Genomic DNA, 24,657 nt, shown 5'->3' with positions numbered 1-24,657 from the left:
ACTCGATTCGCGAAAGGCGCAGTCACGACAGTGTAGACAGCGCCCGTGCGCACAGGTCGTGAACCGCGGTTCACTCGTCGGCGAAGGCGCCGATCACCGGGGATAGGGCTGCAGACAGGTATGGCAGCAGGTCTCCACGCGCGGTGCCGGCATCCGCCCACTCCTGACCGGCTGCGACCACGGCCCCGAGCGCCGCGTAGGACGCGGTCTGGGCACGCAGCCGTTCGAAGCCGCGCGATGTGAGAAAGCCGGCCAGCAGCGCAGCCTGCCTGGTGAACCGGGTCAGGGCGGATGCCTGTAGCTCGTTGACGCTGCCGATGAGCTCGTACTGGGTCAGGGCGAACGGGACCCGTCCGGGACCGAACTGGCCTCCGAAATCGAGTAGGGCCGCCTCGACGGCCTGCATTCCTCCGGCGGTAGGTGGTGCGGTGCTGAGCGACGCGGGAATCCGTTCGAGGGCGTCGTCCAGCTCGACCCAGAACACGTCGCTCTTGGCGTCGAAGTAGTTGAAGAAGGTGTTGCGGCTCACTCCGGCGCGGGTGGTGATCTGCTCGATGGTGGTGCCCGCGTAGCCGTTCTCGAGGAACAGCTCGAGCGCGGCATCCTGGAGCAGCTCACGCGAGGCCGCCTGTGGTCTGCCGCGCGGGGTGCTGGTGTCGTTCATGTCGTGTCCTTGTCTGCCGGCTGAAGCCGAGGCGCGGAATCCACGAGCAGACGGGTGTACTCGTGGGTCGGCGAGGTGAAGAGGCGCTCCGGCGGGCCGGTCTCGACGATGCGGCCGTGGCGCATCACCGCCACCTCGTCGCTCATGTGCCGCACCACCCCAAGGTCGTGCGAGATGAACAGGTAGCTGACCCCGAGCGCCGTCTGCAGGTCGGAGAGCAGGTCGAGCACCTGCGCTTGAACCGACACATCCAGGGCGGACACCGGCTCGTCGCAGATCACGATCCTCGGGCCCGGGGCGAGGGCGCGCGCGATCGCGACGCGTTGACGCTGCCCGCCGGAAAGGTGCAATGGGCGCCTGCCGCGCAGGGCATCCGGGAGCCCGACGGCGTCAAGCAGCTCGGCGACGCGCGCACGGTGCTCCCGACCGCGTCTCGACGCGCCGAGGCTGACGGCATCGGTCAGCATCTCCTCGACGGTGAACCGGGGGTCGAACGAGCTCAGCGGGTCCTGGTAGATCGCTCCGAGGAGCGGCCGGCGGCTGCGGCGATCGCGCTCGGGAACCGTGCTCCACGGTTCGCCGAGAAGGGTCACATCGCCGGCATCCGGTGCGTTGAGCCCGAGGATCATCCGGGCGACGGTGGTCTTGCCGGATCCGGACTCGCCGACCAGGCCGAGGGTCTGCCCCGCGCGCAAGTGCAGGGACACGTCGTCGACTGCGGTGAGCGTCGTGCCGTGCCGGAGACGGAAGGTTTTGGTGAGGCCGGTCGCTGCGAGCACGACATCCGGTGCCTTCGTAGCGGTGGCGGGATCGGCCGGATGGAAGGACAGGGGCCGCACCGGTTCCGATGACGACAAGCGCTCGCCGCGGTCTCGGCCGGTCGGCACGGCGTCCAGGAGCGCCTGCGTGTACGGATGCTGCGGTGCGCCGAGAACGCGATCGGTGGGCCCGTGCTCGACGATGCGCCCGGCCCGCATGACGGCGACGCGGTCGGCGACTCTGCCGACCGCGGCCAGGTCGTGGCTGATCAGCAGGAGAGCGGTGCCATTGCTCTTGAGCTCTCCGAGCAGGTCGAGGATCTGCGCCTGAATGGTCGCGTCCAGCGCGGTTGTCGGCTCGTCGGCGATCATCAGCCCGGGGTTCAGTGCGATCGCGGAGGCGATGAGCGCACGTTGGCGGAGTCCGCCGGACAGCTCACCGGAGCGCTGGCCGATCCGGTGCTCAGGGTCGGGCATCCGCACCGCCTCGAGCAGTTCTATCACGCGCGCTCGCCGCGCTGCGGGCGTGAGCGAGGTGTGCAGCCGCAGAGCGTCGTCGATCTCCCGCCCGATGGTGCGCAGCGGGTCGAGGGACACGAGCGCATCCTGGAGCACCAGTCCGACTTCGCTGCCCCGGATGCGTCGCCACTGGGCAGGCTTCAACGCCAGCACCGACCGGCCGGCAAGCTCGAGCCGCCCCGCCGACACCCGGGAACCCGACCCCGCCAACCCGAGGATGGAACGGGCGGTCACGCTCTTGCCCGAACCGGACTCACCGACCAGCGCGAGGGACTCGCCCGCCTCGAGTTCGAACGACAACCCGTCCACCGCCGTAATCTGGCGCGCGCCGGCCCCGAAGGTCACCCGCAGGTCCTCAACCCAAAGCATCCGGCTCACGACTGCACCTGCCTCGTCCTCGCCTGCAGGCTGCGGCCCAGCGCCGTGGAGGCGGCAGCGGCGAGCACGATGAACAGCCCGGGGAACACGGTCAGCCACCACGCGCTGCTGATGTAGGTGCGCCCGGCGTTGAGCATCGCGCCCCACTCGGCCGCGGGAGGCTCGGCGCCGAGCCCGAGGTAGCTGAGGGACGCTGCCCACACGATCGCCTGGCCGACGCCGAGCGTGGCCAGCACGAACACGGGTGCGATGGCGTTCGGCAGGGTGTGGCGCCGCAGGATCGTGAACCGGGAGCGACCGAGCACCGTTGCTGCCTCGATGAACGGCGCATCGCGCACCGCCCGCAGCTGGCTGCGGATGATGCGCGCGTAGCCGGGGGCGGTGGCGATCCCGACCGCGATAGTCGAGGTGACGACTCCCGGTCCGGTGATGGTGATGAAGATGAGCGCGAGCAGCAGGCCCGGCAGCGCGAACAGCACCTCGCCCACGCGCGTGACGGCGTAGTCGACCGGCCTGGGGCCGAGTCCCGCGAGCATGCCGAGGATCAGCGCGAGCATCAGCCCGATCGCCGTCGCCGCGACGCCGATGATGAGCGATGGACGGGTGCCGTAGATCATGCGCGCGAAGACGTCACGTCCGGACTCGTCGGTGCCGAACCAGTGGGTGCCGCTTGGCCCTTGGAACGCCTCGCGAGGGCTGATCGCGAGCGGGTCGAATGGCGTCAGGAGCCAGGGCGCTATGGCGGCGACAACCAAGAGCAGCAGCGCGGTGGCAGCGAGCACTTCGCCGACGGTCGGCCGGGCACCCACTCTCGTGCCGGCGTGGCTCAGGGCTCCCGGTTGCGCGGTCTGGGTGTCGATGGTGGCGGTCATGCCGACCTCAATCGCGGGTCCGCGACCCGGTCGATCGCGTCGGTCGCGATGGTGACGAGCACGAACGCGAGCGCCGAGATCAGAGCGACCCCGGTCACCATCGGCACGTCCCGGATGAGCACGGCGTTCAGCAGGCTGCGCCCGAGCCCCGGCCGGGCGAACACGGTCTCAACGACCACCGCTCCGCTGATGAGCGAGCCGAACGCCCACCCGGACAGCGAGATCGCGGGAAGCGCCGCGTGCCGGATGGCGTGCCGCCAGCGCACACCGGTCTCCGACTCGCCCCGCGCCCTGGCGGACAGCACGAACGGCGACTCGAGCGCATCCGTCAGCGACTCGCGCATCACCTGGCCGAGGAAGCCGGCGAGCGGAATGGCCAGCGTCAGCACCGGGAGCACCAGTCCGAGGGGACCGGGCGTGCTGATCGGCGGCAACCAGCCGAGCGCCGTGGAGAAGATGACGATGAAGATCGACGCGAGCCAGAAGTGCGGCACGGCGGCGGCGATGATCTCCATGCCGGAGCCGATCATCCGGCCGATGCGGCCGCCGCGGGTCGCCCAGAGCGCCAGCGTCAGCGCGAATGCCCAGGCGACGAGCAGCGACAGCACGGTGAGGATGAGGGTGCTGAGGAACAACTCGCCGACCAGTCCGGCGACGTCAGCCTTCAGCGCGTAGGAGGTGCCGAGGTCGCCGGTTGCGAGGCGGCCGAGTGACAGCAGGTACTGCTCGTACAGCGGCCGGTCCAGCCCGTACTCGCTGCGCACTTGGGCGATCGCCTCGTCGGATGCCTGCGATCCCGGACCGCCGAGGATCGCCTCGGCCGGGTCGCCAGGGATCGCGCGCATCGCGAAGAAGATCAGCGTTGCGACTGCCCAGAGCACGAAGATGCCGCCGAGTGCCCGAGTGAGCACCCAGCGGCCGATCTTCATCGTCAGCGGGCCAGCCACGCGTCGTAGAACGTCGGCGTGGAGACCGTCGGCATCGCGCGCAGGCCGCTCACGTTCCCGCCGACCAGGAAGTGGTTCTGCTGGTCGTACAGCGGCAGTGCGTAGAACCCACTGAGGATGAGTTCCTGCACCTCGGCGTAGAGGGCGGCCCGCTCATCGGCGTCCGTCACCTGGCTCGCCTCGGTCAGCAGAGCGTCGACCTCGGGGTCGTTCAGCTGGGCGAGGTTGGCGAAGTAGCCGCTCGGCGCGGGAGTGATCGAGTCGGAGTGGTACAGGATGCGCAGCACGTCCGGACCGACCTTGGTGTAGGGCGCGCTGACCAGGTTGTAGTCGTTGCCGATCAGCGTCGAGTACCAGCTGGAGAGGTCCATGGGCTTGAGTCGCACCTCGAATCCGACCTGCTTCACCGCTGCCTGGATCTGCTCGAACAGCGACTGCTCGGCGGGGATCGACTGGTTGGTGCTCACCGGGAAGTCGACGCTCAGTCGCTGCCCGTTCTTCACGCGGTAGCCGTCACCGTCGCGCTCGGTCCAGCCGGCTTCGTCGAGCAGCGCGTTCGCGGCATCCGGGTCGATGCCGAAGTGCTCCTCGGCCGAGAGCCCGAGCGTTTCGACGCTGGAGAGCACGGAGTAGGAGCGGTCGGCGGTGCCGAAGAACAGCGCCTCGATGCCGTCGTTGACGTCAGCGGCGCGGATGAACGCCTCACGCACCCTGATGTCGTCGAACGGCGCCTTGCCAGAGTTCAGCTCGATGCGGTTGGAGGCACCGGGGCGAGGCGCGTCGAGGTCGGTGATGCCCTGACCTTCTGCGGCGGCGATATCGCTCGGCTGGGCGTTGTCGATCACGTCGACCTGCCCCGACTGGAGGGCAGCGAAGCGTGACGCGGAGTCGGGGATGAAGCGCCAGACGATCTCGTCCAGGTAGGCGGGCCCGTCGTGCTCGGCATCGGCCGGCGGGGAGTTGTAGTCGTCGTTGCGGACGAGCGTGATCGAGTCCTGGCGCTTCCAGTCTGTGACGATGAACGGGCCGGTCCCGACCGGGCTCTCGCAGTTGACGTCCATGCCGCGCGCCAGCGCTGTGGGGGACTGGATGGCGACCCACGGCATCGACAGCGAGTCGAGCAGAGCGCTGTCGGGCGTTGACAGGTTGAACCGGATGGTGTGCTCGTCGACGATGTCGGTCGATGCGACCTTGCCGAGGGCGAGATACCCGGTGGAGGAGGTGGTCGCCGGGTCGAGCAGGTGCTCAACGTTGGCCTGCACCGCCTCGGCGTTGAACGGGGTGCCGTCGGTGAAGGTCACGTCGTCACGGAGCTGGAACTTCCAACTGAGGCCGTCCTCGGCCGGCTCCCATGCGGTGGCGAGCCAGGGGATGATCTGGCCGTCGGCGTCCTTCGACACGAGCGACTCCAGGTACTGGGTCGCGATCAGCGCCTGCGGGTAGTTGCCGCCGACGTGCGGATCGAGGCAGGTCGGCTCCGCATCGCCGCTCGCATAGACCAGTGTCCCGCCCGCGGTCGGTTCGGTGTTCTGCTGGGCCGCTGGTGTGCATCCGGCGAGCAGGAGCGTTAGAGCCGTGATGCCGGCCGCTGCTGCGATGGACCGATGGGCGAAATGGGCGGGCGCGCGCATGCGGCTCCTGACGTGACGGGTGCGGGATGATTTGTTGAACTCAGTCCAACAATCCTAGCGGGGCACATGGGGCTGATTGCACACGCCTGCCAACGTAGGGACTTGTGCTAGTTCAAGTAGAACAATAGACTGGGGGCATGCTCCTCAGAATCGACGCCGCATCCGACGTCCCGATCTTCGACCAGCTGGCCGCTGGCATCCGGACATCGGCGATCTCCGGCGCCGTAGCCCCAGGGGAGCGGCTGCCATCGGCGAAGGAACTCGCGCGCACGCTCGACGTCAACGTGCACACGGTGCTGCATGCGTACCAGGTGCTGCGCGACGAGGGCATCATCGACCTGCGACCGGGGCGCGGTGCGACCGTCACCGATCGGGCGAGCGAGTACGCCAAACTGAATGCCGCCATCAACGTGGTGGTCACCGAAGCCCGAGAACTCGACATCCATCCAGCGGCGCTCACCGCGCTCATCAGAGAGGCCTACCAATGACATCCGGCACCGCGCGAAACATTCACCGGCGCATGATCCTCGTCGGGGGAGTGCTGCCGACCGTTGTCGCACTCGCTGCCGCGATCGTGATGTTCAGCTGGCTGCCGGAGCTGCCCGAGGTGATCGCGACACATTGGGGCCCGTCCGGGCCAGACGGCTTCGGCTCGCCGTGGTTCGCCATCCTGATGCCGGTCGGGCTGACGCTTGCCTACGCGATGTTCGTGCTTGTCCTGTCGTGGCGGTTGCGTGACGGCGCGCTGCTGGCCAACCAGAAGCTCGTGCTGACGTCGATCGCGTTCATCAGCGGGCTGCTGTCGGTGGGCATCACCGGCACCGTGTACGTGCAGCGCGGGCTGGAGGATGCCACGCTGGCGCCCGATGCGGGCTGGTGGATGCTGGTGGGCGCGGGAGCCGGACTCGCGTTCGGTGCCATCGCCTGGTTCTTGCTTCCGGCGGCAGGTGCCGTGACGGATGACGGCATCGAGGCGCCTCCGCTGCAGCTTCGCGCCGATGAGATCGCGGTTTGGTCGCAGCGGGTGCGGGGGCTGTGGCGAGTGACGGCCGGTCCAGCGGGACTGAGCGTGAAGGGACTTGGTGTGCGCAAGTTCCTGCCTGCGGAGTCGATCGAGTCGGTGCGCGTCGTGCAGGTCAGTCCGGTTCCGGAATTCGGTGGCTGGGGCTACCGCGTCTCGCTCGACGGTCGCTTCGGGCTTGTGCTCCGCGCGGGCGAGGCGATCGAGGTCAAGTACGCGGGCGGCAAGCGCTTCGTGGTGACGGTCGACGATGCAGCGACCGGCGCATCCGTGCTCTCGGCGGCGGCTGCCGCGCGCCGCCCCGCCTGACCCGCTTTTTGCGCCCCCGCCTCACGCCGCGCCGGATTCACCGAGTTGCCCACTTCCGCCCCGAATTGAGGCCCAAACAGGGGCAGAAGTGGGCAACTCGCGATGTTGGGGCACGGACGGCGCGACCCGCTAGAATTGCGGGCAACGACTGCGATCCGGCCATCACCGGGGAGTCTTCGGAAGAACGGCGGGCAACCGCCAACTAGAACCGAACGGGTGGCCCGTCACAGCCGCAATGAGGGGCCAGTCACGCGCAAGCGCGGCCGGCAAGCGAGGTGGTACCGCGGCATCCGTCGTCCTCGTGTTGGAAGTCGACACGAGGGAAGGCAGCGAATGTATCCGCGATCCGGCACCGGCGATGAGTCCGTCAACCCGAGCCCGCGCTTTCCGGAGATCGAAGAGCGCATCCTCAGCTTCTGGGAGGCGGATGCCACCTTCCGCGCCTCGGTCGCGCAGCGCGAGGGCTGCGAAGAGTGGACGTTCTACGACGGCCCACCGTTCGCCAACGGCCTGCCGCACTACGGCCACCTGCTGACTGGCTACGCCAAGGATGTCTTCCCGCGCTTCCAGACCATGCGCGGCAAGCAGGTGCACCGCCGCTTCGGCTGGGACACCCACGGACTGCCCGCCGAGCTCGAGGCGGAGCGCCAGCTCGGCATCACCGACAAGAGCCAGATCGAGGCGATGGGCATCGCCGAGTTCAACCAGGCCGCGCGCGAGTCCGTGCTGCGCTACACGCAGGAGTGGCAGGAGTACGTGACCCGCCAGGCCCGCTGGGTCGACTTCGAGAATGACTACAAGACGCTCGACATCACCTTCATGGAAAGCGTCATCTGGGCGTTCAAGCAGCTCTATGACAAGGGCCTCGCCTACGAGGGCTACCGCGTGCTGCCGTACTGCTGGCGCGACCAGACCCCGCTGTCCAATCACGAGCTGCGCATGGATGACGACGTCTACAAGCAGCGCCAGGACCAGACCGTCACGGTGACCTTCCCACTGGTCGGCCCGAAGGCGGAGGCGCTCGGCCTCACCGCCGTGCGCGCCCTCGCCTGGACGACCACCCCGTGGACGCTTCCGACCAACTTCGCGCTCGCGCTCGGCCCCGCGATCGAGTACGCGGTCGTCCCATCAGGCCCGCTGGGAGCCGGCGACGGCGCCGAGGAGGGCGTCGCCGAGTACCTGCTCGCAACCGACACCCTCCACTCCTACTTCAAGGACCTCGGCTACGAGTCCGCTGAGGCCGCGCGTGCGGCGGTGTCCCGCACCCACCTCGGCGCCGCGCTCGAGGGCATCCACTACGACCGGCTCTGGGACTTCTACGCCGACACCGAGAAGTGGGGCACCCAGAACGCCTGGCAGCTGCTCGTGGCCGACTACGTCGAAACCGGCGAGGGCACCGGTATCGTGCACCAGGCGCCCGCCTTCGGTGAGGACGACCAGCTCGTCGGCCAGGCTGCAGGCATCCCGGTCATCCTCTCGGTCGATGACGGCGGCAAGTTCCTTCCGGATGTCGCGCCCGTCGCCGGCCTGCAGGTGTTCGACGCGAACAAGCCGCTCACCCAGCTGCTGCGCTCCGACGGCCGCCTGCTGCAGGTCAAGAGCTACGAGCACCCGTACCCGCACTGCTGGCGCTGCCGCAACCCGCTCATCTACAAGGCGGTGTCGAGCTGGTTCGTGCGCGTCCCGGATTTCCGTGATCGGATGGGCGAGCTCAACGAGCAGATCAACTGGGTGCCCGACAACGTCAAGCACGGCCAGTTCGGCAAGTGGCTCGCCGGTGCCCGCGACTGGTCGATCTCCCGCAACCGCTACTGGGGCTCCCCGATCCCGGTGTGGAAGAGCGACAACCCCGAGTACCCGCGCGTCGACGTGTACGGCTCCCTCGATGAGCTGGAGCGCGACTTCGGCGTACGGCCCACCGACCTCCACCGCCCGTACATCGACGACCTGACCCGCCCGAACCCGGATGACCCGACCGGCAAGTCGACCATGCGCCGCATCGAGGATGTCCTCGACGTCTGGTTCGATTCCGGCTCGATGCCGTTCGCGCAGGTGCACTACCCGTTCGAGAACCGCGAGTGGTTCGACAGCCACAACCCGGCCGACTTCATCGTCGAGTACATCGGGCAGACTCGCGGCTGGTTCTACACGATGCACGTGCTCGCGACGGCGCTGTTCGACCGTCCGGCGTTCAAGAACGTGATCAGCCACGGCATCGTCCTCGGCAGCGACGGGCAGAAGATGTCGAAGAGCCTGCGCAACTACCCGGATGTCTCCGAGGTCTTCGCGCGGGATGGCGCGGATGCGATGCGCTGGTTCCTGATGTCGTCCTCGATCATCCGAGGCGGCAACCTGGTCGTGACCGAGGAGGGCATCCGCGAGGGTGTCCGGCAGTTCCTGCTGCCACTGTGGAGCACGTACTACTTCTTCACCCTGTACGCCAACGCTTCGACCGGGCTCAGCGCAGGTGCGAGCGGCTACGAGGCGAAGTGGCGCACTGACTCCACCAACGTCCTCGACCGGTACCTGCTCGCGAAGACCCGCACGCTCATCGAGCAGGTCACGGTCGATCTGGAGGCGCTCGACAGCCCGATGGCCGCGGCTAAGCTGCGCGACTTCGCCGATGTGCTCACCAACTGGTACGTGCGTCGCAGTCGCGACCGGTTCTGGGGCGGCGACGACACCGACGCCTTCGACACGCTGTACACGGTGCTCGAAACCCTCACCCGCGTGGCCGCTCCGCTCGCGCCGCTCGTCACAGAAGAGATCTGGCGCGGGCTCACCGGCGGGCGCAGCGTGCACCTGACCGACTGGCCGGATGCGAGGGTCTTCCCCGCCGACGGCCTGCTCGTGGCGACGATGGACCGGGTGCGGGAGATCGCATCCGCCGGTCTTGCATTGCGCAAGACGAGAAGCCTGCGAGTGCGCTTGCCGCTCGCGGCGCTGACCGTGGTCGGCGAGCAGTCCGGTCTCGAGGAGTTCAGCGACATCTTGCGCGACGAGCTCAACGTCAAGACCGTGCAGTTCGTGCCGTTGACCGAGCAGAGCCTCAGCGACTACGGCATCGTCCGGCGTCTGACCGTCAACGCGCGAGCGCTCGGCCCGCGCATCGGCAAGGACGTGCAACGCGTCATCCAGGCCTCCAAGGCGGGCGACTGGTCGCAGGATGGCGACGCGGTCGTGGTCGGCGGCACTCCGCTGCAGCCGGGCGAGTTCGACCTCGTCCTCGAGGCGGGCGACGAGAACCACGCGGTGTCGTTCCTGTCCGGCGGCGGCTTCGTGCTCGTCGACACGCTCACCACCCCCGAGCTTGAGAGCGAGGGCCTCGCCAACGACCTCGTGCGTGCGATCAACCAGGCGCGTAAGGCACGCGACCTGGACGTGAGCGACCGCATCCGGTTGACCATCGCCGTTGACGGCGCGTTCACGACCGCGGTCGACTCGTTCGGCGGCCACATCTCCGACGAGGTACTCGCGGTGGAGCTGCAGACGATGCCGTTCACGGATGCGTCGGGAGACAATTGGGACGAGCGCGCCGCATCCGACAACGGCGAGGGCTCCTACGCATTCAGGATCGAGAAGGTATGAGCGCGCGCGACGACGACCCGGAGCTGAGCGACGACGCGCTGTTCCAGTCCCAGGCTGACCGGGTGTACGCCGAACTGCTGGCCCGGGTGGGGGAGTCCGCCCCGCAGCCCCGGCTCGAGCCGACCCGGCGGGCGGCGGAGCTGCTGGGCGACCCGCAGAAGGCGTTCGGCATGATCCACATCACCGGCACCAACGGCAAGACCAGCACGAGCCGCATCACCGAGAGCATCCTGCGCGCGCACGGCCTGCGCACCGGACTGTTCACCAGCCCGCACCTGAGCCGGGTGAACGAGCGCATCATGATCGACGGGGAACCGATCTCGAACGAGGCGCTGGTGACGAACTGGGACGACATCACGCCGTACCTGAAGATGGCCGACGAGCAGCTTGTCGCCGAGGGCGAGGAGCCGCTCACCTACTTCGAGGCGCTCACGCTGCTTGCCTACGCGAGCTTCGCGGATGCGCCGGTCGATGTCGCGGTGGTCGAGGTCGGCATGGGCGGCGAGTGGGACTCGACCAACATCGCCGACGGCCAGGTCGCGGTGTTCACACCGATCGCGCTGGACCACGTGCACCGACTGGGCGACACCATCGCCGAGATCGCCGAGACCAAGGCGGGCATCATCAAGCCCGGCGCCCGCATTGTCACCGCAGCTCAGCATCCGGATGCCGCCGACGCGATCATCCGCGCGGCAGCCAGCAACAACGGCACCATCGCGGCCGAGGGTCGCGACTTCGGGCTGGAGTCGGCCACCGTCGGCGTCGGCGGCCAGCTCATCACCGCGCACGGCATCGCCGGACGCTACGAGGAGGTCTTCCTGCCGCTGCTCGGTGACCACCAGGCGCAGAATGCGGCCGTTGCGATCGCCGCGGTTGAGAGCTTCCTCGGCGGCGGAGAGCAGCGCATCGGCGAGGACGTGCTGGCAGAAGGCCTCGCCACCGCCACCTCGCCCGGCCGGCTGCAGCTGCTGGGCATCGAGCCGTCCGTGCTTGTGGACGCCGCACACAACCCGCACGGTGCCGAGGCGCTCGCGGCGGCGATCGGCAAGTACTTCGACTTCCGTGAGCTGGCGCTCGTCGTCGGCATCCTCGCCGACAAGGATGCGCACGGCATCGTCGATACTCTCGCGCCCCTCGCGACGCGCATCCACGTCACCCAGTCGCACTCGGATCGGGCGATCCCCGCCGACGAGCTGGCCGATGATGTCGAGCAGTGGACGCACGAGACGGTCATCCGGTTCGACACCCTCGAGGAGGCGCTCGACGCCGCACGCGAGTGGGCAGGGCTGGAGCAGGGACGTGCCGTGCTGGTCACCGGGTCGATCACCCTCGTCGGCGAAGCGATCGATATCGGACGAGACCAGGGGTGGGCGCTGTGACTGAGGTGAATCAGCCCAGGCAGCGCAAGCCGCGCAGGCGCCGCAGCGCGACCGAGTCGCTGGTGTCGATCGCCCTCGGGCTTGAAGCGACACTCGTCTTCTTTGTGACTATGGCCGTCTTCGGGCTCCGTGAGGTCTCTCCCGGGGTGGCCTTCGGCGGCGGGGCGGTGCTGTTCCTACTGCTGATCATCGCCGCGGCGTACGCGCGTTTCCCGTGGGCGATCTGGCTCGGCTGGGCGATGCAGGCCGTGCTCATCGCGCTCGGCCTCGTGCTGCCCGTCATGTACGCGATCGGGGCGGGCTTCGCCGCGATCTTCATCTACTGCTTCCTCACCGGCCGCCGGCTGGACAGGCAGAACAACTCAGCAACAGCGTGAACAGGAGAACGAAATGACCGATTCCGTCGAAGAGACCCTGGTACTGGTGAAGCCGGATGGCGTCGCGCGTGGTTTGACGGGGGAGATCCTGCGCCGCATCGAGGCAAAGGGGTACCTTCTCGTCGACGTGCGACTCGTGCAGCCGGATCGCGAGCTGTTGGCCAGCCACTACGAGGAGCACCAGGGCAAGCCGTTCTACGAGCCGCTGGTCGAGTTCATGGAGAGCGGCCCGGTCGTCGCGCTGCGCATCGCCGGCAACCGCGTCATCGAGGGCTTCCGGGTGCTTGCCGGCACCACCGACCCGACCACAGCTGCGCCGGGCACCATCCGCGGCGACCTCGGGCGCGACTGGGGTCTCGCGGTGCAGCAGAACCTCGTGCACGGCTCCGACTCGCCAGAGTCGGCTGCACGCGAGCTTGCGCTCTGGTTCGCCTGACGGCCTCTGAGCGCTCATAGGTAACGAAACGGCAACGAACACGCCGAGCGGCGAAAGTGCCGAGATTCGCTCCTGACCTGCGGTTTTCCGGCCGAGGACCGGCATCCGGCCTTAACGGCAATTTCCCAGTTTCGCTAAGGTGGTCGACGCAGTACACAAGGCCGCGCCCGAATGAAGCCCCATTTCGTTCGGTCGTATGGTTCGTGTCAGGGGAGCGTTCCCGAAGTTCGCTCCCGCCCTGCGGCACTGTCGCACCGGGCACCTGGCATGCACCCGGACCGTGACCAATGACGCCCGCGATCCGAATTTCGGATGCGTGCGCGGAGGTACCGTGACCACGTCCCGACCCGCTGTAGAAGTCCGAAACCTGTTCAAGGTGTTCGGCAGGAAGCCCGAATCCGTAGTCGCCAGGCTGCGAGCCGGCGCGAGCCGCGACAGCGTCGCTGGCGACGGAACAGCCGCCGTCATCGACGCATCGTTCGATGTTGCTCCGGGCGAGATCTTCGTGGTCATGGGGCTGTCAGGGTCGGGCAAGTCGACGCTCATCCGCATGCTCAACGGGCTGCTGGAGCCGACAGCGGGCAGCGTCACGATCGATGGCACGGAGATCGTCGGCATCTCACCCAAGGAGCTGCGCGCCGTACGCCGCTCGAAGGTGTCGATGGTGTTCCAGCACTTCGCTCTGCTGCCGCACCGCACCGTGCTCGACAACGTGGCTTACGGGCTCGAGATTCAGGGTGTGCCGGTCGCCGAGCGGCAGGAGCGCGCTCGCACGATCATCGGCAAGGTGGGACTGGCTGGCTGGGAGGACCGCCTCCCCAGCGAGCTGTCCGGTGGAATGCAGCAGCGCGTCGGTCTCGGCCGGGCGCTGGCGGCGCAGACCGACATCCTGCTCATGGACGAGGCGTTCTCCGCCCTCGACCCGCTCATCCGGCGCGAGATGCAGGAACAGCTGGTCGAGTTGCAGGCAGAACTCGGCAAGACCATCGTGTTCATCACCCACGACCTGAACGAGGCGATGTTCCTCGGCGACCGGGTCGCGGTCATGCGGGACGGTCGCATCGTGCAGATCGGCACACCGGAGGAGATCCTCACCGACCCGGCCAACGACTACGTCGCGCAGTTCGTGCAGGATGTCGACCGCTCGCGCGTGCTCACCGCCTCTAGTGCAATGGAACCGGCGCGCGCGGTCATCTCTGACACGGCCGGCCCTCGCGCCGCCCTCCGGATGATGCGGGACCTGCAGACATCCGCCCTCTACGTCGTCGGCCGCAACCGCAAGCTGATCGGCGTCGTACGAGATCGCCAGATGGTGAAGCTCGTGAGGGCGGGGGAGAGCAGCTTCGGGTCGGCACTTGGGGTCGAAGTGCCGCGCGTGCACGCCGACGAGTACCTGAGCGACCTCTACGAGAGAGCGGTCGAAAGCGACCTGCCGATCGCGGTCGTCGACGAAGACGAGCGCCTGCTCGGGGTGATCCCGAACGTGACGCTGCTCGCCGCGCTCGGCAATGTGACGACGAACACCGGCGAGCAGCCGATCGTCGAACCGCCGCCCACGGTTGAGGTGTCGATCGTCACCGCGACGCTGGAGGAGACGGCGCAGCCCGACTCGGATGCCGTGATGACGGGAGGTCGCTCGTGAACGACTTCCGCATCCCTCTCGGCGACTGGGTTGAGTCCCTCGTCCAGTTCGTGACCAAGTACTTCTCCGACGTGTTCGGCGCAATCAGGACCGTGTTCAAGGGCGCCTATGACGCGCTCGACTGGATTCTCGCGACGCCCCCATTCTGGGCCGTCATCCTCGTGCTCGCGGTCATCGCACTGCTCGTGAAGGGCGTGCCGTTCGCCATCGGAAGCGTCGTTGGCCTAGGTCTCATAGTCGCCGTCGGTCAGTGGGACTACGCGATGGATTCGCTTGCTCTGGTCATTGTCGCGAGCGTGATCGCGGTGCTGCTGAGCATCCCGATCGGCATCCTCGCTGCAAAGTCGCGGGCCGCTTCGACGATCATCCGGCCGATCCTCGACTTCATGCAGACGATGCCGGCGTTCGTCTACCTGATCCCGGCGCTCATCCTGTTCCGCGTCGGCGTCGTGCCGGGCATAGTCGCGACGATCATCTTCGCGCTCGCGCCGGGTGTCCGCCTGACCGAGCTCGGCATCCGCGGTGTCGACCAGGAGGTCGTCGAGGCGGGCAAGGCGTTCGGGTCTTCACCTGGCCGCATCCTCCGCCAAATCGAGCTTCCGCTCGCGATGCCGACCATCATGGCTGGGGTCAATCAGGTGATCATGCTCGCGTTGTCCATGGTCGTGATCGCCGGAATGGTGGGCGCCGGTGGACTCGGCGGGCAGGTCGTCGCGAGCCTGAACCGGATCGACATCGCCCTCGGCTTCGAGGCTGGACTCTCGGTCGTGATCCTGGCGATCTTCCTCGACCGGCTCACCGCGGCATTCGGCAACGGCGGCAGCTTCCTCAGCCGGTTCTTGGGGCGCCGCCGGCCGAACGGCATCACCCAGGAGGCCGAGGTCGCCGCCGTGCGCGAGGGCAGCAAGCGGCCCATCGCCGTCCCCTGAACTCGCGGGCGCCCCGCGCGCCCGTGACCCGTGCGCGCGGAGATTCCGCGTGCAATCACGTCAACCCCGGACGCGCATCTGCGCGCCCAGAAAGGAAGACACCAATGAGAAAGCGCCATTCAGCGCTGATCGCAACGGGCGCCATTGCGGCGCTCGCACTGACCGGATGCTCGGCGGAGGCCGAGCCCGGCAACGCCACCGAGAGCAAGGGCGAGATCACCATCGCCGTGTTCAACGGCTGGGACGAGGGAGTCGCAACCTCGTTGCTGTGGGAGAACATCCTCACCGAGCAGGGTTACGACGTGAACCTCGAGTACGCAGACCCCGCACCGGTCTTCGCGGGACTGTCGACCGGCGACTACGACTTCACGACCGACGTCTGGCTGCCAGGCACGCACTCCAAGTACCTCGAGACCTACGGCAACGACATCGTCGAGTTGGGTGCCTGGAACGACACGGCCTCGCTCACCGTTGCCGTGAACGCGGATGCGCCGATCGACTCACTCGCCGAGCTGGCCGAGAACGCGGACCTGTTCGGCAACCAGATCGTCGGCATCGAGCCGGGCGCCGGCCTCACCGGCGTGATGGAGGACGCCGTGATCCCCGGGTACGGGCTCGAGGATATGAACTTCCTCACCTCGTCGACCCCGGCGATGCTGACCGAGCTGTCGACCGCACTGGATTCCGGCGAGAACATCGTCGTGTCCCTGTGGCGTCCGCACTGGGCGTACGACGCGTTCGACATCAAGGATCTCGAGGACCCGGATGGCGCGCTCGGCGGTTCCGAGAGCATGTACAGCTACAGCCGCACGGGCTTCGCGGACGACTTCCCCGAGGTCGCGAAGTGGCTGGAGAACTTCACCATGGACTCCGACCTGCTTCACTCGCTCGAGAACGCACTGTTCAACGAGTACGACGGTGACGATTACGCGCCCATCGTCGAGGACTGGATCTCGCAGAACCAGGACTGGGTCGACAGCCTCACCAACTAGTGCCGAACGTCCCGAGTTGCCCACTTCCGCCCCAGTTTTCGCACATTTTGGGGGCGGAAGTGGGCAACTCGGCGTCAGAAGAGGTTGTTCACGACGTCGAGGCGCACCTGCGCCAGCACCGCGACGACCACGTAGCAGAGAACGGTCAGCAGCGGCACCCAGGAGTAGAGCTTCCCGAAGAAGCGGCGGGCCGCCGGCGGGACCGGGATGTTGCCCGACTTGAGGTTGTACAGCGTCACCGCAAGGAACAACGGGATGGTCACCGACCAAACGACCATGCACCACGGGCACAGCGTCCCGAGCACGAAGATGCTCTGGCCGATGAGCCAGCACACGAACACGAAGGCGCCGAGCAGCCCGAGGTTGAACAGCATCCAGAACCAGCGCGCAAACCGTGCGCCGGCAAGCAGGCTGACACCGACCGCGATCGGCGCTGCGAAGCCCGCGATTCCGAGCAACGGGTTGGGGAAACCGAATACCGCGCCCTGCCATGAGTCCAGGTTCGGGCCGCACGCGACGAGAACGCTGATGTCGCAGCTGAGCTGCGTGTCAGGGTTCTGCAGCACCTCGAACTTCGAGATGGTGAGCTCCCACGAGCCCCAGAATCCGATAGCTCCGGCGATGATCAGGAAGATCGCGAGTGCCGTCGGACGGGCAGTGGTTTGGGGCGGGCGCACGCTCGCGATTATTCCACTCCGAGGCAAATGCGTACGTTCCGGGCGACAGCGTGCGATAATTGACGACAGTCACCCGAGCCGCGCTCGGCGTGACCTACGACAAGCTTCCCGGTCACAGAACCGGAATGGCCGAGATCCACGGTTGCACGACGCACCGAGTGCCACGGTCAGGACGCACAGGATTTGCGGATGTTCATGACGAACGCCGCTCGAGAATTGAGACCCGGATCGCAGGGTAGCGCGGATACCCGCACCGGGCTGGGAGCGCACCAGCAATGCTGGAGACAGACGACAACAACGAATCACAGGATCCAACAACCGCGCCGGAGGGTGCCGCTGAGGCGGCCCCGAAGCGCCGCATCTTGAGACGGCGGAAGGCGGAGCCGAAGTCGGCTGCCGTGGCCGCGAACGATGTCGCTGAGGTGCCGGATGCGTCGGCTGACCAAGCGGCAGACGTCGCCAAGTCGCCGAACGCCGAGGCTGAGCCTGCAGAGACAGCGGAACCCGCAGCGCAGCCCGAGCAGGCTGCCGAGCCCGAGGCGACCACCCCCGAGCCCGAGCCCATCCGGGCACTGACGACCACGTCGCTGATCTTCCAGGCACCGGACCTGCCCCCGTTGCCGCCGGTGGCTGACTTCGACGACACGGAGGAGACGCCGCCATCGTCGCGTCGACGCACCAGGCGTCGTGCGGGTGAGGACTCCGACCCGGGCGACGACCAGCCAAACACCGTTGTGAGGGTCCGCCAGCCGCGCAAGCAGCCGGAGCTCATCACCGAACCGCAGCGAGTGAAGGGCTCGACGCGGCTCGAGGCGAAGAAGCAGCGCCGCCGTGACGGCCGCGACGCCGGCCGCCGCCGCCCGGTCATCACAGAGGCAGAATTCCTCGCACGCCGCGAAAGCGTCGATCGCGTCATGGTCGTACGGTCGAAGAACAACCGCATCCAGATCGGCGTGCTCGAGGATGGCGTGCTCGTCGAGCACTACGTCGCGCAGTCGCAGGAATCGTCGCTCATCGGCAACGTCTACCTCGGTCGCGTGCAGAACGTGCTGCCGAGCATGGAGGCAGCGTTCGTCGACATCGGTCGTGGCCGCAACGCCGTGCTGTACTCCGGCGAGGTGGACTGGGATGCCGCGAACACCGAGGGCGAGAAGAACCAGCCGCGTCGCATCGAACTGGCACTGAAGCCCGGCGACAAGGTGCTCGTGCAGGTCACCAAGGACCCTGTCGGACACAAGGGTGCCCGACTCACCAGCCAGGTCAGCCTGCCCGGGCGGTACCTCGTGTACGTCCCGAACGGGTCGATGAACGGCATCAGCCGCAAGCTGCCGGACACCGAGCGTGCGCGCTTGAAGAAGATCCTCAAGGAGGTGCTCCCGGAGAACGTCGGTGTCATAGTGCGCACCGCCGCCGAGGGAGCGACGCAGGAGCAGCTGACCCTCGACGTCAACCGCCTGATCGCCCAGTGGGCCGAGATCAGCAAGGCAGTCGAGAAGGGGAACGCGCCGTCCCTGCTGCACAGCGAGCCTGACCTGCTGGTCAAGATCGTGCGTGACGTCTTCAATGAGGACTTCCAGTCCCTGGTCGTGCAGGGTGACGACGCCGAGAAGACCATCTCCGGCTACCTCAGCCAGGTCGCTCCCGACCTGATGGACCGCCTGAAGCGCTACGACGGCGACGGCGACGCATTCGACTCGTACCGCATCTCCGAGCAGATCGAGAAGGCGCTCGACCGTAAGGTCTGGCTGCCATCCGGTGGCTCGCTCGTCATCGACCGCACCGAGGCGATGACCGTCATCGACGTCAACACCGGCAAGTTCGTCGGCTCGGGCGGCAACCTCGAAGAGACGGTCACGAAGAACAACCTCGAGGCCGCGGAGGAGATCGTCCGCCAGCTGCGCTTGCGCGACATCGGCGGCATCATTGTCGTCGACTTCATCGACATGGTGCTCGAGACCAACCGTGACCTCGTGTTGCGGCGCCTGGTCGAGTGCCTCAGCCGTGACCGCACCAAGCATCAGGTCGCCGAGGTGACGAGCCTCGGTCTCGTGCAGATGACCCGCAAGAAGCTCGGCCTTGGGCTGCTCGAGTCGTTCAGCGAGCCGTGCGACGTGTGCGCCGGACGCGGCATCATTGTCCACCACGACCCCGTCACCAAGCACCGCCAGACCCCGCAGCCGGAGACGCGCCGTCGGGGCAAGGCGCAGACCGCGCCGCCGTCGAAGCCCGGCAATGGCACGCACGCCATCACCGATGACGTGAAGAACGCGCTCGCCCAGATCGCGGCGAGCACGATCATCCCGGATGCGCATGACGACGCGGCGAAGAGCGAACCCGCCGAGGAAGCGGTCGAAGAGGCTGCTCCCGCGACAGCAGAGGCGATGGCCGAAACGCCCGCGGCACCCGAGAAGGACGCCGAGGACGCCGAGCTCGCGATCCTGGACATCCCGCTGAAGAAGGTGCAGCGCGCCCCCCGCCGGGTGAGCCCCGAGGCCGCCGAGGACATTCTGGGTTCGGTGCTGGAAGCGCTTCCGGCGCCGAAGGAGCCGGGCACAGGACGCTCAGCACGCCGACCGCGACGCGCGACCTCCGCGAGCATCGCGGCCCAGGCTGAGACCGAAGAGTCCTAATCCCTTCATTGAGTCGGGAGTAGTTGTCCAAATGAACGACCTCATAAGGGCAACTACTCCCGACTCGATGGTTTAGGTCAGAGACCGCGACGCTCGCGCTGCGTCACGCGCAAGCCGCTCGCCAGCAAGCGCTCGACGAGTTCCCGGTTGCTGACCGGGATCGCCCCGGCCGCGACGAGGTCGTCGTAACGGTGGTCCGGCACGTCGTAGTGGTCCAGGTCGAAACCCCGCCGGGGGAGTCCGACCATCGCCGCGAAGGCATGCAACTCCTCAAGCGACGAGTCGCTCACCAGATGTCCCCATAGCATCCCGTGCGCTGGCCAGCTAGGTTGATCGATGAGCACGGCCATGGTGGGAGTTTAGAGGGGGCATCCGGATGCACCGCGTCGCCACAGCGGTCCGCAAACCAAACTCGGTCACGGCCGCGTACGCGGCTGGCCTCGTCCTCGCGGTGATGGTCGCCCAGCAGTTGGCGAACGCTGTGTACACGATCGCCTTCTACGGCAACTCCGGTCAGCTTGGGCTGTGGCTAGGTGGGCTGGGGTTTGATTTTCTCACCGTCCGGCTGCCGTTCGCGCTCGGCGTGTTCCTGAGCTTCTGGCTTGTCGCACGCATCGTCGCGGAGCACCGGATGACACAGGTGGTCGCGCGGTCACTCGCAGCCGCGGGCATCGGTGCGGTAGCGGTCTTCGTCGCCTCGTTCCTGTTCGAAGCGATGGCGCGGCTGTCCGAGGTGAGCTGGTTCGGGCACTCACTGAGCGGTGTCGCCGGCGCACTCGCCCAGAGTGGCAACTACGCGATCGCCGTTGGTTGGATGCAGGCGGTCAACGCGCTGATCTACGCTGCGCCGGTCGTGGTCCTCGCCGGGGTATGCTTGTGGTTCTGGCTGACGAAGCGTCCGGCTCAACAACCCGCGGAAGGCATCCTCGACGAGGTTTGACCGCCGTACTGCCCATCAAGTAGCATTGACCCTTGGTGTGCGCTGGGCTGAGCCCGCTTTTACGCCAATAGCTTCCTTCAAGAGTTAGGGTCCCCACGTGGTTTACGCAGTTGTGCGCGCCGGCGGTCGGCAGGAAAAGGTCGAGGTCGGTTCGATCGTCGTCCTCGACCGCATCCAGGCGGATAAGAACGGCAACATCGAGCTTGCGCCGGTGCTGCTCGTCGACGGTGACAAGATCACCCACGACGCGAAGTCACTCGCGAAGGTCACGGTCACGGCTGAGGTGCTGGGCAACGAGCGCGGCCCGAAGATCGTCATCCAGAACTACAAGAACAAGACGGGGTACAAGCGCCGCATGGGCTTCCGTGCCGAGCAGACCCGCGTCAAGATCACCAGCATCAAGTAAGGGGCTGAAGCACTCATGGCACACAAAAAGGGAGCTAGCTCCACCCGTAACGGTCGCGACTCCAACGCGCAGCGCCTCGGCGTGAAGCGCTTCGGCGGCCAGGTCGTCAGCGCGGGCGAGATCCTGGTCCGCCAGCGCGGCACCAAGTTCCACCCGGGCGCCGGTGTCGGCCGCGGTGGCGATGACACGCTGTTCGCCCTTGAGGCGGGCTCGGTCGAGTTCGGCACGAAGGGCGGCCGCAAGGTCGTCAACATCGTGGCGGCGGCTGCCGAGTAGCAGCAAAGCTTTTCCCTGCGAGCGAGCTTCGGCTCGCTCGTAGTGTTTAACGTGAGAGACAGGAGGCAGCCATGGCGACGTTCGTCGATGAGGTGACGCTGCACCTGCGTGCTGGCAATGGCGGGCACGGATGCGTTTCAGTGCGTCGTGAGAAGTTCAAGCCCTTGGGCGGTCCGGATGGCGGCAACGGCGGGCACGGCGGGGACATCGTGCTGATCGCCGACCCGCAGGTCACCACACTGCTCGGCTACCACCACTCGCCGCACCGCAGCGCACCCAACGGTATGCCGGGCATGGGCGACAACCGCAACGGCCCGCGCGGCGAGAACCTCGTGCTCCCGGTGCCCGTCGGCACCGTCGTCAAGGACCCGGACGGCACAGAGCTAGTCGACCTGAACGAGCCCGGCATGGAGTTCATCGCCGGCCCGGGCGGCCTGGGTGGTCTCGGCAACGCGGCGCTCGCGAGCACCAAGCGCAAGGCGCCCGGATTCGCGCTGCTCGGCACGCCGGGCTGGCAGGGCGATGTCATCCTGGAGCTCAAGGTCGTCGCTGATGTCGCGCTGGTCGGCTACCCGTCCGCCGGCAAGTCCAGCCTCATCGCCTCCCTCTCGGCGGCACGCCCGAAGATCGCCGACTACCCGTTCACCACGCTGCACCCGAACCTCGGCGTAGTCCAGGCGGGCGAGGTCCGGTACACGGTCGCCGATGTCCCTGGACTCATCGAAGGCGCCAGTGAGGGTCGTGGTCTCGGCCTCGAGTTCCTGCGCCACGTCGAGCGGTGCACCGCGATTGTGCACGTGCTCGACTGCGCCACCCTCGAACCCGGCCGGGATCCGGTGAGCGACCTCGACACGATCCTCGCCGAGCTGGGCGCGTACCCGGTGCCAGCCGGCCAGACGCCGCTGCTGGAGCGCCCGCAGCTCGTGGCGCTGAACAAGATCGACGTGCCCGAGGCTCGCGAACTCGCGGACTTCGTCCGTCCCGACCTGGAGGCACGCGGCTACCGCGTGTTCGAGATCTCCACCGTGAGCCGCGACGGCTTGAAGCCGCTCAGCTACGCACTGGCTGAGCTCGTCGAGGCCGACCGCGCCGCAACGCCTGCGCCGAAGCCGCGCATCGTCATGAGGCCGAAGGCCGTCGACGACAACGGCATGACCATCACCGTCGAGGGCAGTTCCGAGGGGCCGATCTACCGCATCCGGGGCGAGAAGCCCGAGCGCTGGGTCGCCCAGACCGACTTCCGCAACGAGGAGGCCGTCGGCTTCCTCGCCGACCGGCTGTCCAAGATCGGCATCGATGACCGCCTGTTCCAAGCGGGTGCTGCAGCCGGCGCTACAGTGGTGATCGGCGCCGACGACGGCGTCATCTTCGACTGGGAGCCGACGCTGACGTCTGCCGCCGAGCTGATCACGAGTCCGCGAGGCACCGACTCCCGTTTCGGAGGAAGCGAACGTCCGACCCGCGCCGAGCGGCGCGAGGACTACTTCGCCCGCATGGACGCCAAGGCAGCAGCCCGCGAGGAACTCCGTCGCGAGCGCGAGGCCGGCCTGTGGACCGATGACGGCGATTTCGAGATCGACCGCACCGGCGATACGAAGGAACAGAACACCGAGGATGACTGAGCCGATAACGCTCCCGCCGCTCTCGTCCCGTACCCAGATCCCGCAGGCGAGGCGTGTGGTCGTGAAGGTCGGTTCGTCGTCGATCAGCGGCGCCAACGCCGGACAGATCACCGAACTTGTCGACGCGCTGTCTGAAGCCCACGGGCGTGGTGCTGAGGTTGTGCTCGTGTCGTCAGGCGCCATCGCGACAGGCATCCCGTACCTGCAGCTCGACGCGCGGCCAACCGACCTCGCGACGCAGCAGGCGGCCGCGGCAGTCGGCCAGAACCTTCTGATCTTCCGCTACCAGGAGAGCCTCCGCCGCTACCGGATCGTCGCCGGTCAGGTGCTGCTCACGGCGGGCGACCTGGAGAACCCGTCACACCGCAGCAACGCGCAGCGCGCCATGGAACGCCTGCTCGGGCTGCGCATCCTCCCGATCGTCAACGAGAACGACACCGTCGCAACGCACGAGATCCGCTTCGGCGACAACGACCGGCTCGCGGCGCTCGTCTCGACTCTGGTCCGCGCCGACCTGCTTGTGCTGCTGTCGGATGTCGACGCGCTGTACACCAAGCCGCCGTCGCATCCGGATGCGCGCAAGATCGAGCATGTCGCATTCGACGACGAGTTGGCCGAGGTCGAATTCGGCGGAATCGGCGAAGCCGGCGTTGGCACCGGTGGAGCCGGTACCAAGGTGTCCGCGGCGAAGCTCGCGGCAGCCGCCGGAACCCCCGTGCTGCTTGCGTCGACCACTCAGGTGCGCGAGGCGCTCGCGGGGGACCACGTCGGCACCTGGTTCGACGCGAAGGTTTAGGTCAGCGGCTCGTCGTCACCGTGAGGGTCCGAAGGCTCGGACGAGCGCCTCGACCATCGCATCCGTCTCCCAACCGTGATTCGCTCCGGCAACGGTGACGTGGGCGGCGCTGGGAAGGGACCGCTCAAGCGCGTCAGCCGCAGCGGGGAAGAGCGGCAGCGTTTCGGCGCCGGTCATGACGGTGGTCGGTTGCGTCACGGCAGCCCATTGGGTCGCCCACGGCGTGCCCGCTTCCGCCTTCGCGAGGATCGCTGCGTCGTAGGGCAGTGTCGGAGCCAGGGTGAGCATGGTTGGCCACGCAGGGCTTCGGCGCGACGCCTCCAGCCATTCGGGCGGCATGTCCTGCATGAACACGGCGATGGCGCCCTCACGGTCGCCCGCGGTAATCCGCTCGGTCAGGCTGCGCTGATAGGCACCCCCGTCACCCTCGAGCGCCAGCGGAGGCTCCCACAGGGCGAGCGCGGTGACCGGCAAACCGGCGGCAGCTGCCCACAGCGCGAGCACAGCGCCGGACGAACTGCCGAACAGCGCGGCGCTGCCACCGTTCGCCTCGATGAGAGCGGCGAGATCCTCGACCTCACGGTCGACGTCGTACGTGCTGGCGTCACCGCTCTCACCGCGTCCGCGGCGGTCGTAGGTCACGGCGGTGAAGCCCTGCGCGGCCATCCGGTGAGCCAGTTCGCCCGTTCTCGGATCGAACGCCCGGAACTGCATCGCCGCACCGACGAACACCACGGTCGGCCCGTCGCCTTCGCGTTCGTAGGCGAGCCGTGTTCCATCCGTCGATGTGACGAACTCTGTCATGAATGCCTCCGGATGCGTGTAGACACTGACCACGTCGGAGACCCGCACGCAACGCCCAGACGGC

The 24,657-nt window shown here is 67.6% G+C and carries 23 protein-coding genes; 15 read left to right on the top strand and 8 right to left on the bottom strand.

The genetic code is table 11. The features are described 5' to 3' along the window. Positions 1–70: 70 nt before the first annotated feature. Genes IRG63_RS07770 through IRG63_RS07750 form a run of 5 tightly spaced genes read right to left on the bottom strand, consistent with a single transcriptional unit; the run spans position 71 to position 5,769 of the window. Complete coding sequence (locus IRG63_RS07770; protein ID WP_193509750.1) at positions 71–664, bottom strand: TetR/AcrR family transcriptional regulator; 594 nt, start codon at positions 662–664, stop codon at positions 71–73. Further along, a complete protein-coding gene (locus IRG63_RS07765) occupies positions 661–2,310 on the bottom strand; it encodes an ABC transporter ATP-binding protein (RefSeq protein ID WP_193509809.1) in 1,650 nt (549 codons plus the stop codon). The genes IRG63_RS07770 and IRG63_RS07765 overlap by 4 nt, the downstream gene beginning before the upstream one ends. Positions 2,311–2,315: 5 nt before the next feature. Next, on the bottom strand, positions 2,316–3,191 hold the full coding sequence (locus tag IRG63_RS07760) for an ABC transporter permease (RefSeq protein WP_193509749.1): 876 nt from the start codon (positions 3,189–3,191) through the stop codon (positions 2,316–2,318). Continuing rightward, a complete protein-coding gene (locus tag IRG63_RS07755; RefSeq protein WP_193509808.1) occupies positions 3,188–4,120 on the bottom strand; it encodes an ABC transporter permease in 933 nt (310 codons plus the stop codon). Before IRG63_RS07755 ends, IRG63_RS07760 begins: the two co-directional genes overlap by 4 nt. A gap of 2 nt (positions 4,121–4,122) precedes the next feature. Beyond that, entirely contained in the window at positions 4,123–5,769 is a 1,647-nt protein-coding gene (locus tag IRG63_RS07750) for an ABC transporter substrate-binding protein (RefSeq protein WP_193509748.1), read from the bottom strand. A 137-nt stretch (positions 5,770–5,906) separates the two neighbouring features. On the opposite strand from IRG63_RS07750, the gene IRG63_RS07745 reads away from it, so the two are divergent. From IRG63_RS07745 to IRG63_RS07705, 9 genes are all read left to right on the top strand, one after another. After that, positions 5,907–6,257 (top strand): GntR family transcriptional regulator, encoded by a 351-nt coding sequence (locus tag IRG63_RS07745; protein WP_168627012.1) that lies wholly within the window; start codon positions 5,907–5,909, stop codon positions 6,255–6,257. After that, the gene (locus IRG63_RS07740; protein WP_193509747.1) at positions 6,254–7,099 is read left to right on the top strand and encodes a DUF1648 domain-containing protein; all 846 of its coding nucleotides are present in this window, start codon (positions 6,254–6,256) and stop codon (positions 7,097–7,099) included. The genes IRG63_RS07745 and IRG63_RS07740 overlap by 4 nt, the downstream gene beginning before the upstream one ends. A 333-nt stretch (positions 7,100–7,432) precedes the next feature. After that, on the top strand, positions 7,433–10,687 hold the full coding sequence (gene ileS / locus IRG63_RS07735) for an isoleucine--tRNA ligase (protein WP_193509746.1): 3,255 nt from the start codon (positions 7,433–7,435) through the stop codon (positions 10,685–10,687). Next, complete coding sequence (locus IRG63_RS07730) at positions 10,684–12,066, top strand: folylpolyglutamate synthase/dihydrofolate synthase family protein (protein WP_193509745.1); 1,383 nt, start codon at positions 10,684–10,686, stop codon at positions 12,064–12,066. Before ileS ends, IRG63_RS07730 begins: the two co-directional genes overlap by 4 nt. Then, a complete protein-coding gene (locus tag IRG63_RS07725; RefSeq protein WP_370566203.1) occupies positions 12,063–12,443 on the top strand; it encodes a DUF4233 domain-containing protein in 381 nt (126 codons plus the stop codon). Before IRG63_RS07730 ends, IRG63_RS07725 begins: the two co-directional genes overlap by 4 nt. Before the next feature lie 13 nt (positions 12,444–12,456). After that, entirely contained in the window at positions 12,457–12,879 is a 423-nt protein-coding gene (gene ndk / locus IRG63_RS07720; RefSeq protein ID WP_193509744.1) for a nucleoside-diphosphate kinase, read from the top strand. 331 nt (positions 12,880–13,210) lie between these two features. Next, positions 13,211–14,521, top strand: coding sequence for a glycine betaine/L-proline ABC transporter ATP-binding protein (locus IRG63_RS07715; protein WP_168627017.1), 1,311 nt, complete (start codon positions 13,211–13,213; stop codon positions 14,519–14,521). Then, on the top strand, positions 14,518–15,450 hold the full coding sequence (locus IRG63_RS07710) for an ABC transporter permease subunit (protein ID WP_193509742.1): 933 nt from the start codon (positions 14,518–14,520) through the stop codon (positions 15,448–15,450). The genes IRG63_RS07715 and IRG63_RS07710 overlap by 4 nt, the downstream gene beginning before the upstream one ends. A 104-nt stretch (positions 15,451–15,554) precedes the next feature. Continuing rightward, a complete protein-coding gene (locus IRG63_RS07705; RefSeq protein WP_193509741.1) occupies positions 15,555–16,442 on the top strand; it encodes a glycine betaine ABC transporter substrate-binding protein in 888 nt (295 codons plus the stop codon). Positions 16,443–16,516: 74 nt separating this feature from the next. On the opposite strand, the gene IRG63_RS07700 is transcribed toward IRG63_RS07705, so the two are convergent. Then, positions 16,517–17,119: a vitamin K epoxide reductase family protein gene (locus IRG63_RS07700; RefSeq protein WP_193509740.1), complete on the bottom strand. Its 603-nt coding sequence runs from the start codon at positions 17,117–17,119 to the stop codon at positions 16,517–16,519. Between the two features lie 275 nt (positions 17,120–17,394). Between IRG63_RS07700 and IRG63_RS07695 the strand changes: the two genes are divergently transcribed. After that, positions 17,395–19,749 (top strand): Rne/Rng family ribonuclease, encoded by a 2,355-nt coding sequence (locus IRG63_RS07695; RefSeq protein ID WP_193509739.1) that lies wholly within the window; start codon positions 17,395–17,397, stop codon positions 19,747–19,749. A gap of 77 nt (positions 19,750–19,826) precedes the next feature. Here the strand turns inward: IRG63_RS07695 and IRG63_RS07690 are convergent, their stop codons facing one another. Continuing rightward, positions 19,827–20,099 carry a DUF4031 domain-containing protein gene (locus IRG63_RS07690; protein ID WP_193509738.1) on the bottom strand — a complete coding sequence of 91 codons (273 nt, stop codon included), beginning with the start codon at positions 20,097–20,099 and terminating at the stop codon, positions 19,827–19,829. A 26-nt stretch (positions 20,100–20,125) separates the two neighbouring features. On the opposite strand from IRG63_RS07690, the gene IRG63_RS07685 reads away from it, so the two are divergent. The 5 genes from IRG63_RS07685 (at position 20,126) to proB (ending at position 23,789) form a co-directional block, all read left to right on the top strand. Then, a complete protein-coding gene (locus IRG63_RS07685; RefSeq protein ID WP_193509737.1) occupies positions 20,126–20,689 on the top strand; it encodes a hypothetical protein in 564 nt (187 codons plus the stop codon). A 97-nt stretch (positions 20,690–20,786) separates the two neighbouring features. Further along, positions 20,787–21,095 carry a 50S ribosomal protein L21 gene (gene rplU, locus IRG63_RS07680; protein ID WP_168627024.1) on the top strand — a complete coding sequence of 103 codons (309 nt, stop codon included), beginning with the start codon at positions 20,787–20,789 and terminating at the stop codon, positions 21,093–21,095. Between the two features lie 15 nt (positions 21,096–21,110). Further along, entirely contained in the window at positions 21,111–21,371 is a 261-nt protein-coding gene (rpmA, locus tag IRG63_RS07675) for a 50S ribosomal protein L27 (protein WP_168627025.1), read from the top strand. 71 nt (positions 21,372–21,442) lie between these two features. Then, the gene (gene obgE / locus IRG63_RS07670; RefSeq protein WP_193509736.1) at positions 21,443–22,993 is read left to right on the top strand and encodes a GTPase ObgE; all 1,551 of its coding nucleotides are present in this window, start codon (positions 21,443–21,445) and stop codon (positions 22,991–22,993) included. Then, positions 22,986–23,789: a glutamate 5-kinase gene (gene proB / locus IRG63_RS07665; protein ID WP_193509735.1), complete on the top strand. Its 804-nt coding sequence runs from the start codon at positions 22,986–22,988 to the stop codon at positions 23,787–23,789. The genes obgE and proB overlap by 8 nt, the downstream gene beginning before the upstream one ends. Before the next feature lie 15 nt (positions 23,790–23,804). Here the strand turns inward: proB and IRG63_RS07660 are convergent, their stop codons facing one another. Next, positions 23,805–24,641: an alpha/beta fold hydrolase gene (locus IRG63_RS07660; protein ID WP_370566202.1), complete on the bottom strand. Its 837-nt coding sequence runs from the start codon at positions 24,639–24,641 to the stop codon at positions 23,805–23,807. Positions 24,642–24,657 lie beyond the last annotated feature (16 nt).

This window comes from Cryobacterium sp. BB736, assembly GCF_014980265.1.
Lineage (GTDB): Bacteria > Actinomycetota > Actinomycetes > Actinomycetales > Microbacteriaceae > Terrimesophilobacter.
The sequence above is the reverse complement of the archived record's forward strand: the minus strand, read 5'-3'. Positions and strand labels throughout refer to the sequence as shown.

Coding starts and splice junctions, on each gene's coding strand:
- obgE (WP_193509736.1), top strand. CDS start 21,443: ATGGCGACGTTCGTCGATGAGGTGACGCTGCACCTGCGTGCTGGCAAT.
- IRG63_RS07705 (WP_193509741.1), top strand. CDS start 15,555: ATGAGAAAGCGCCATTCAGCGCTGATCGCAACGGGCGCCATTGCGGCG.
- IRG63_RS07690 (WP_193509738.1), bottom strand. CDS start 20,099: ATGGCCGTGCTCATCGATCAACCTAGCTGGCCAGCGCACGGGATGCTA.
- IRG63_RS07770 (WP_193509750.1), bottom strand. CDS start 664: ATGAACGACACCAGCACCCCGCGCGGCAGACCACAGGCGGCCTCGCGT.
- IRG63_RS07730 (WP_193509745.1), top strand. CDS start 10,684: ATGAGCGCGCGCGACGACGACCCGGAGCTGAGCGACGACGCGCTGTTC.
- IRG63_RS07685 (WP_193509737.1), top strand. CDS start 20,126: ATGCACCGCGTCGCCACAGCGGTCCGCAAACCAAACTCGGTCACGGCC.
- IRG63_RS07765 (WP_193509809.1), bottom strand. CDS start 2,310: ATGCTTTGGGTTGAGGACCTGCGGGTGACCTTCGGGGCCGGCGCGCGC.
- proB (WP_193509735.1), top strand. CDS start 22,986: ATGACTGAGCCGATAACGCTCCCGCCGCTCTCGTCCCGTACCCAGATC.
- ileS (WP_193509746.1), top strand. CDS start 7,433: ATGTATCCGCGATCCGGCACCGGCGATGAGTCCGTCAACCCGAGCCCG.
- IRG63_RS07740 (WP_193509747.1), top strand. CDS start 6,254: ATGACATCCGGCACCGCGCGAAACATTCACCGGCGCATGATCCTCGTC.
- ndk (WP_193509744.1), top strand. CDS start 12,457: ATGACCGATTCCGTCGAAGAGACCCTGGTACTGGTGAAGCCGGATGGC.
- IRG63_RS07760 (WP_193509749.1), bottom strand. CDS start 3,191: ATGACCGCCACCATCGACACCCAGACCGCGCAACCGGGAGCCCTGAGC.
- IRG63_RS07745 (WP_168627012.1), top strand. CDS start 5,907: ATGCTCCTCAGAATCGACGCCGCATCCGACGTCCCGATCTTCGACCAG.
- rpmA (WP_168627025.1), top strand. CDS start 21,111: ATGGCACACAAAAAGGGAGCTAGCTCCACCCGTAACGGTCGCGACTCC.
- IRG63_RS07695 (WP_193509739.1), top strand. CDS start 17,395: ATGCTGGAGACAGACGACAACAACGAATCACAGGATCCAACAACCGCG.
- IRG63_RS07750 (WP_193509748.1), bottom strand. CDS start 5,769: ATGCGCGCGCCCGCCCATTTCGCCCATCGGTCCATCGCAGCAGCGGCC.
- IRG63_RS07755 (WP_193509808.1), bottom strand. CDS start 4,120: ATGAAGATCGGCCGCTGGGTGCTCACTCGGGCACTCGGCGGCATCTTC.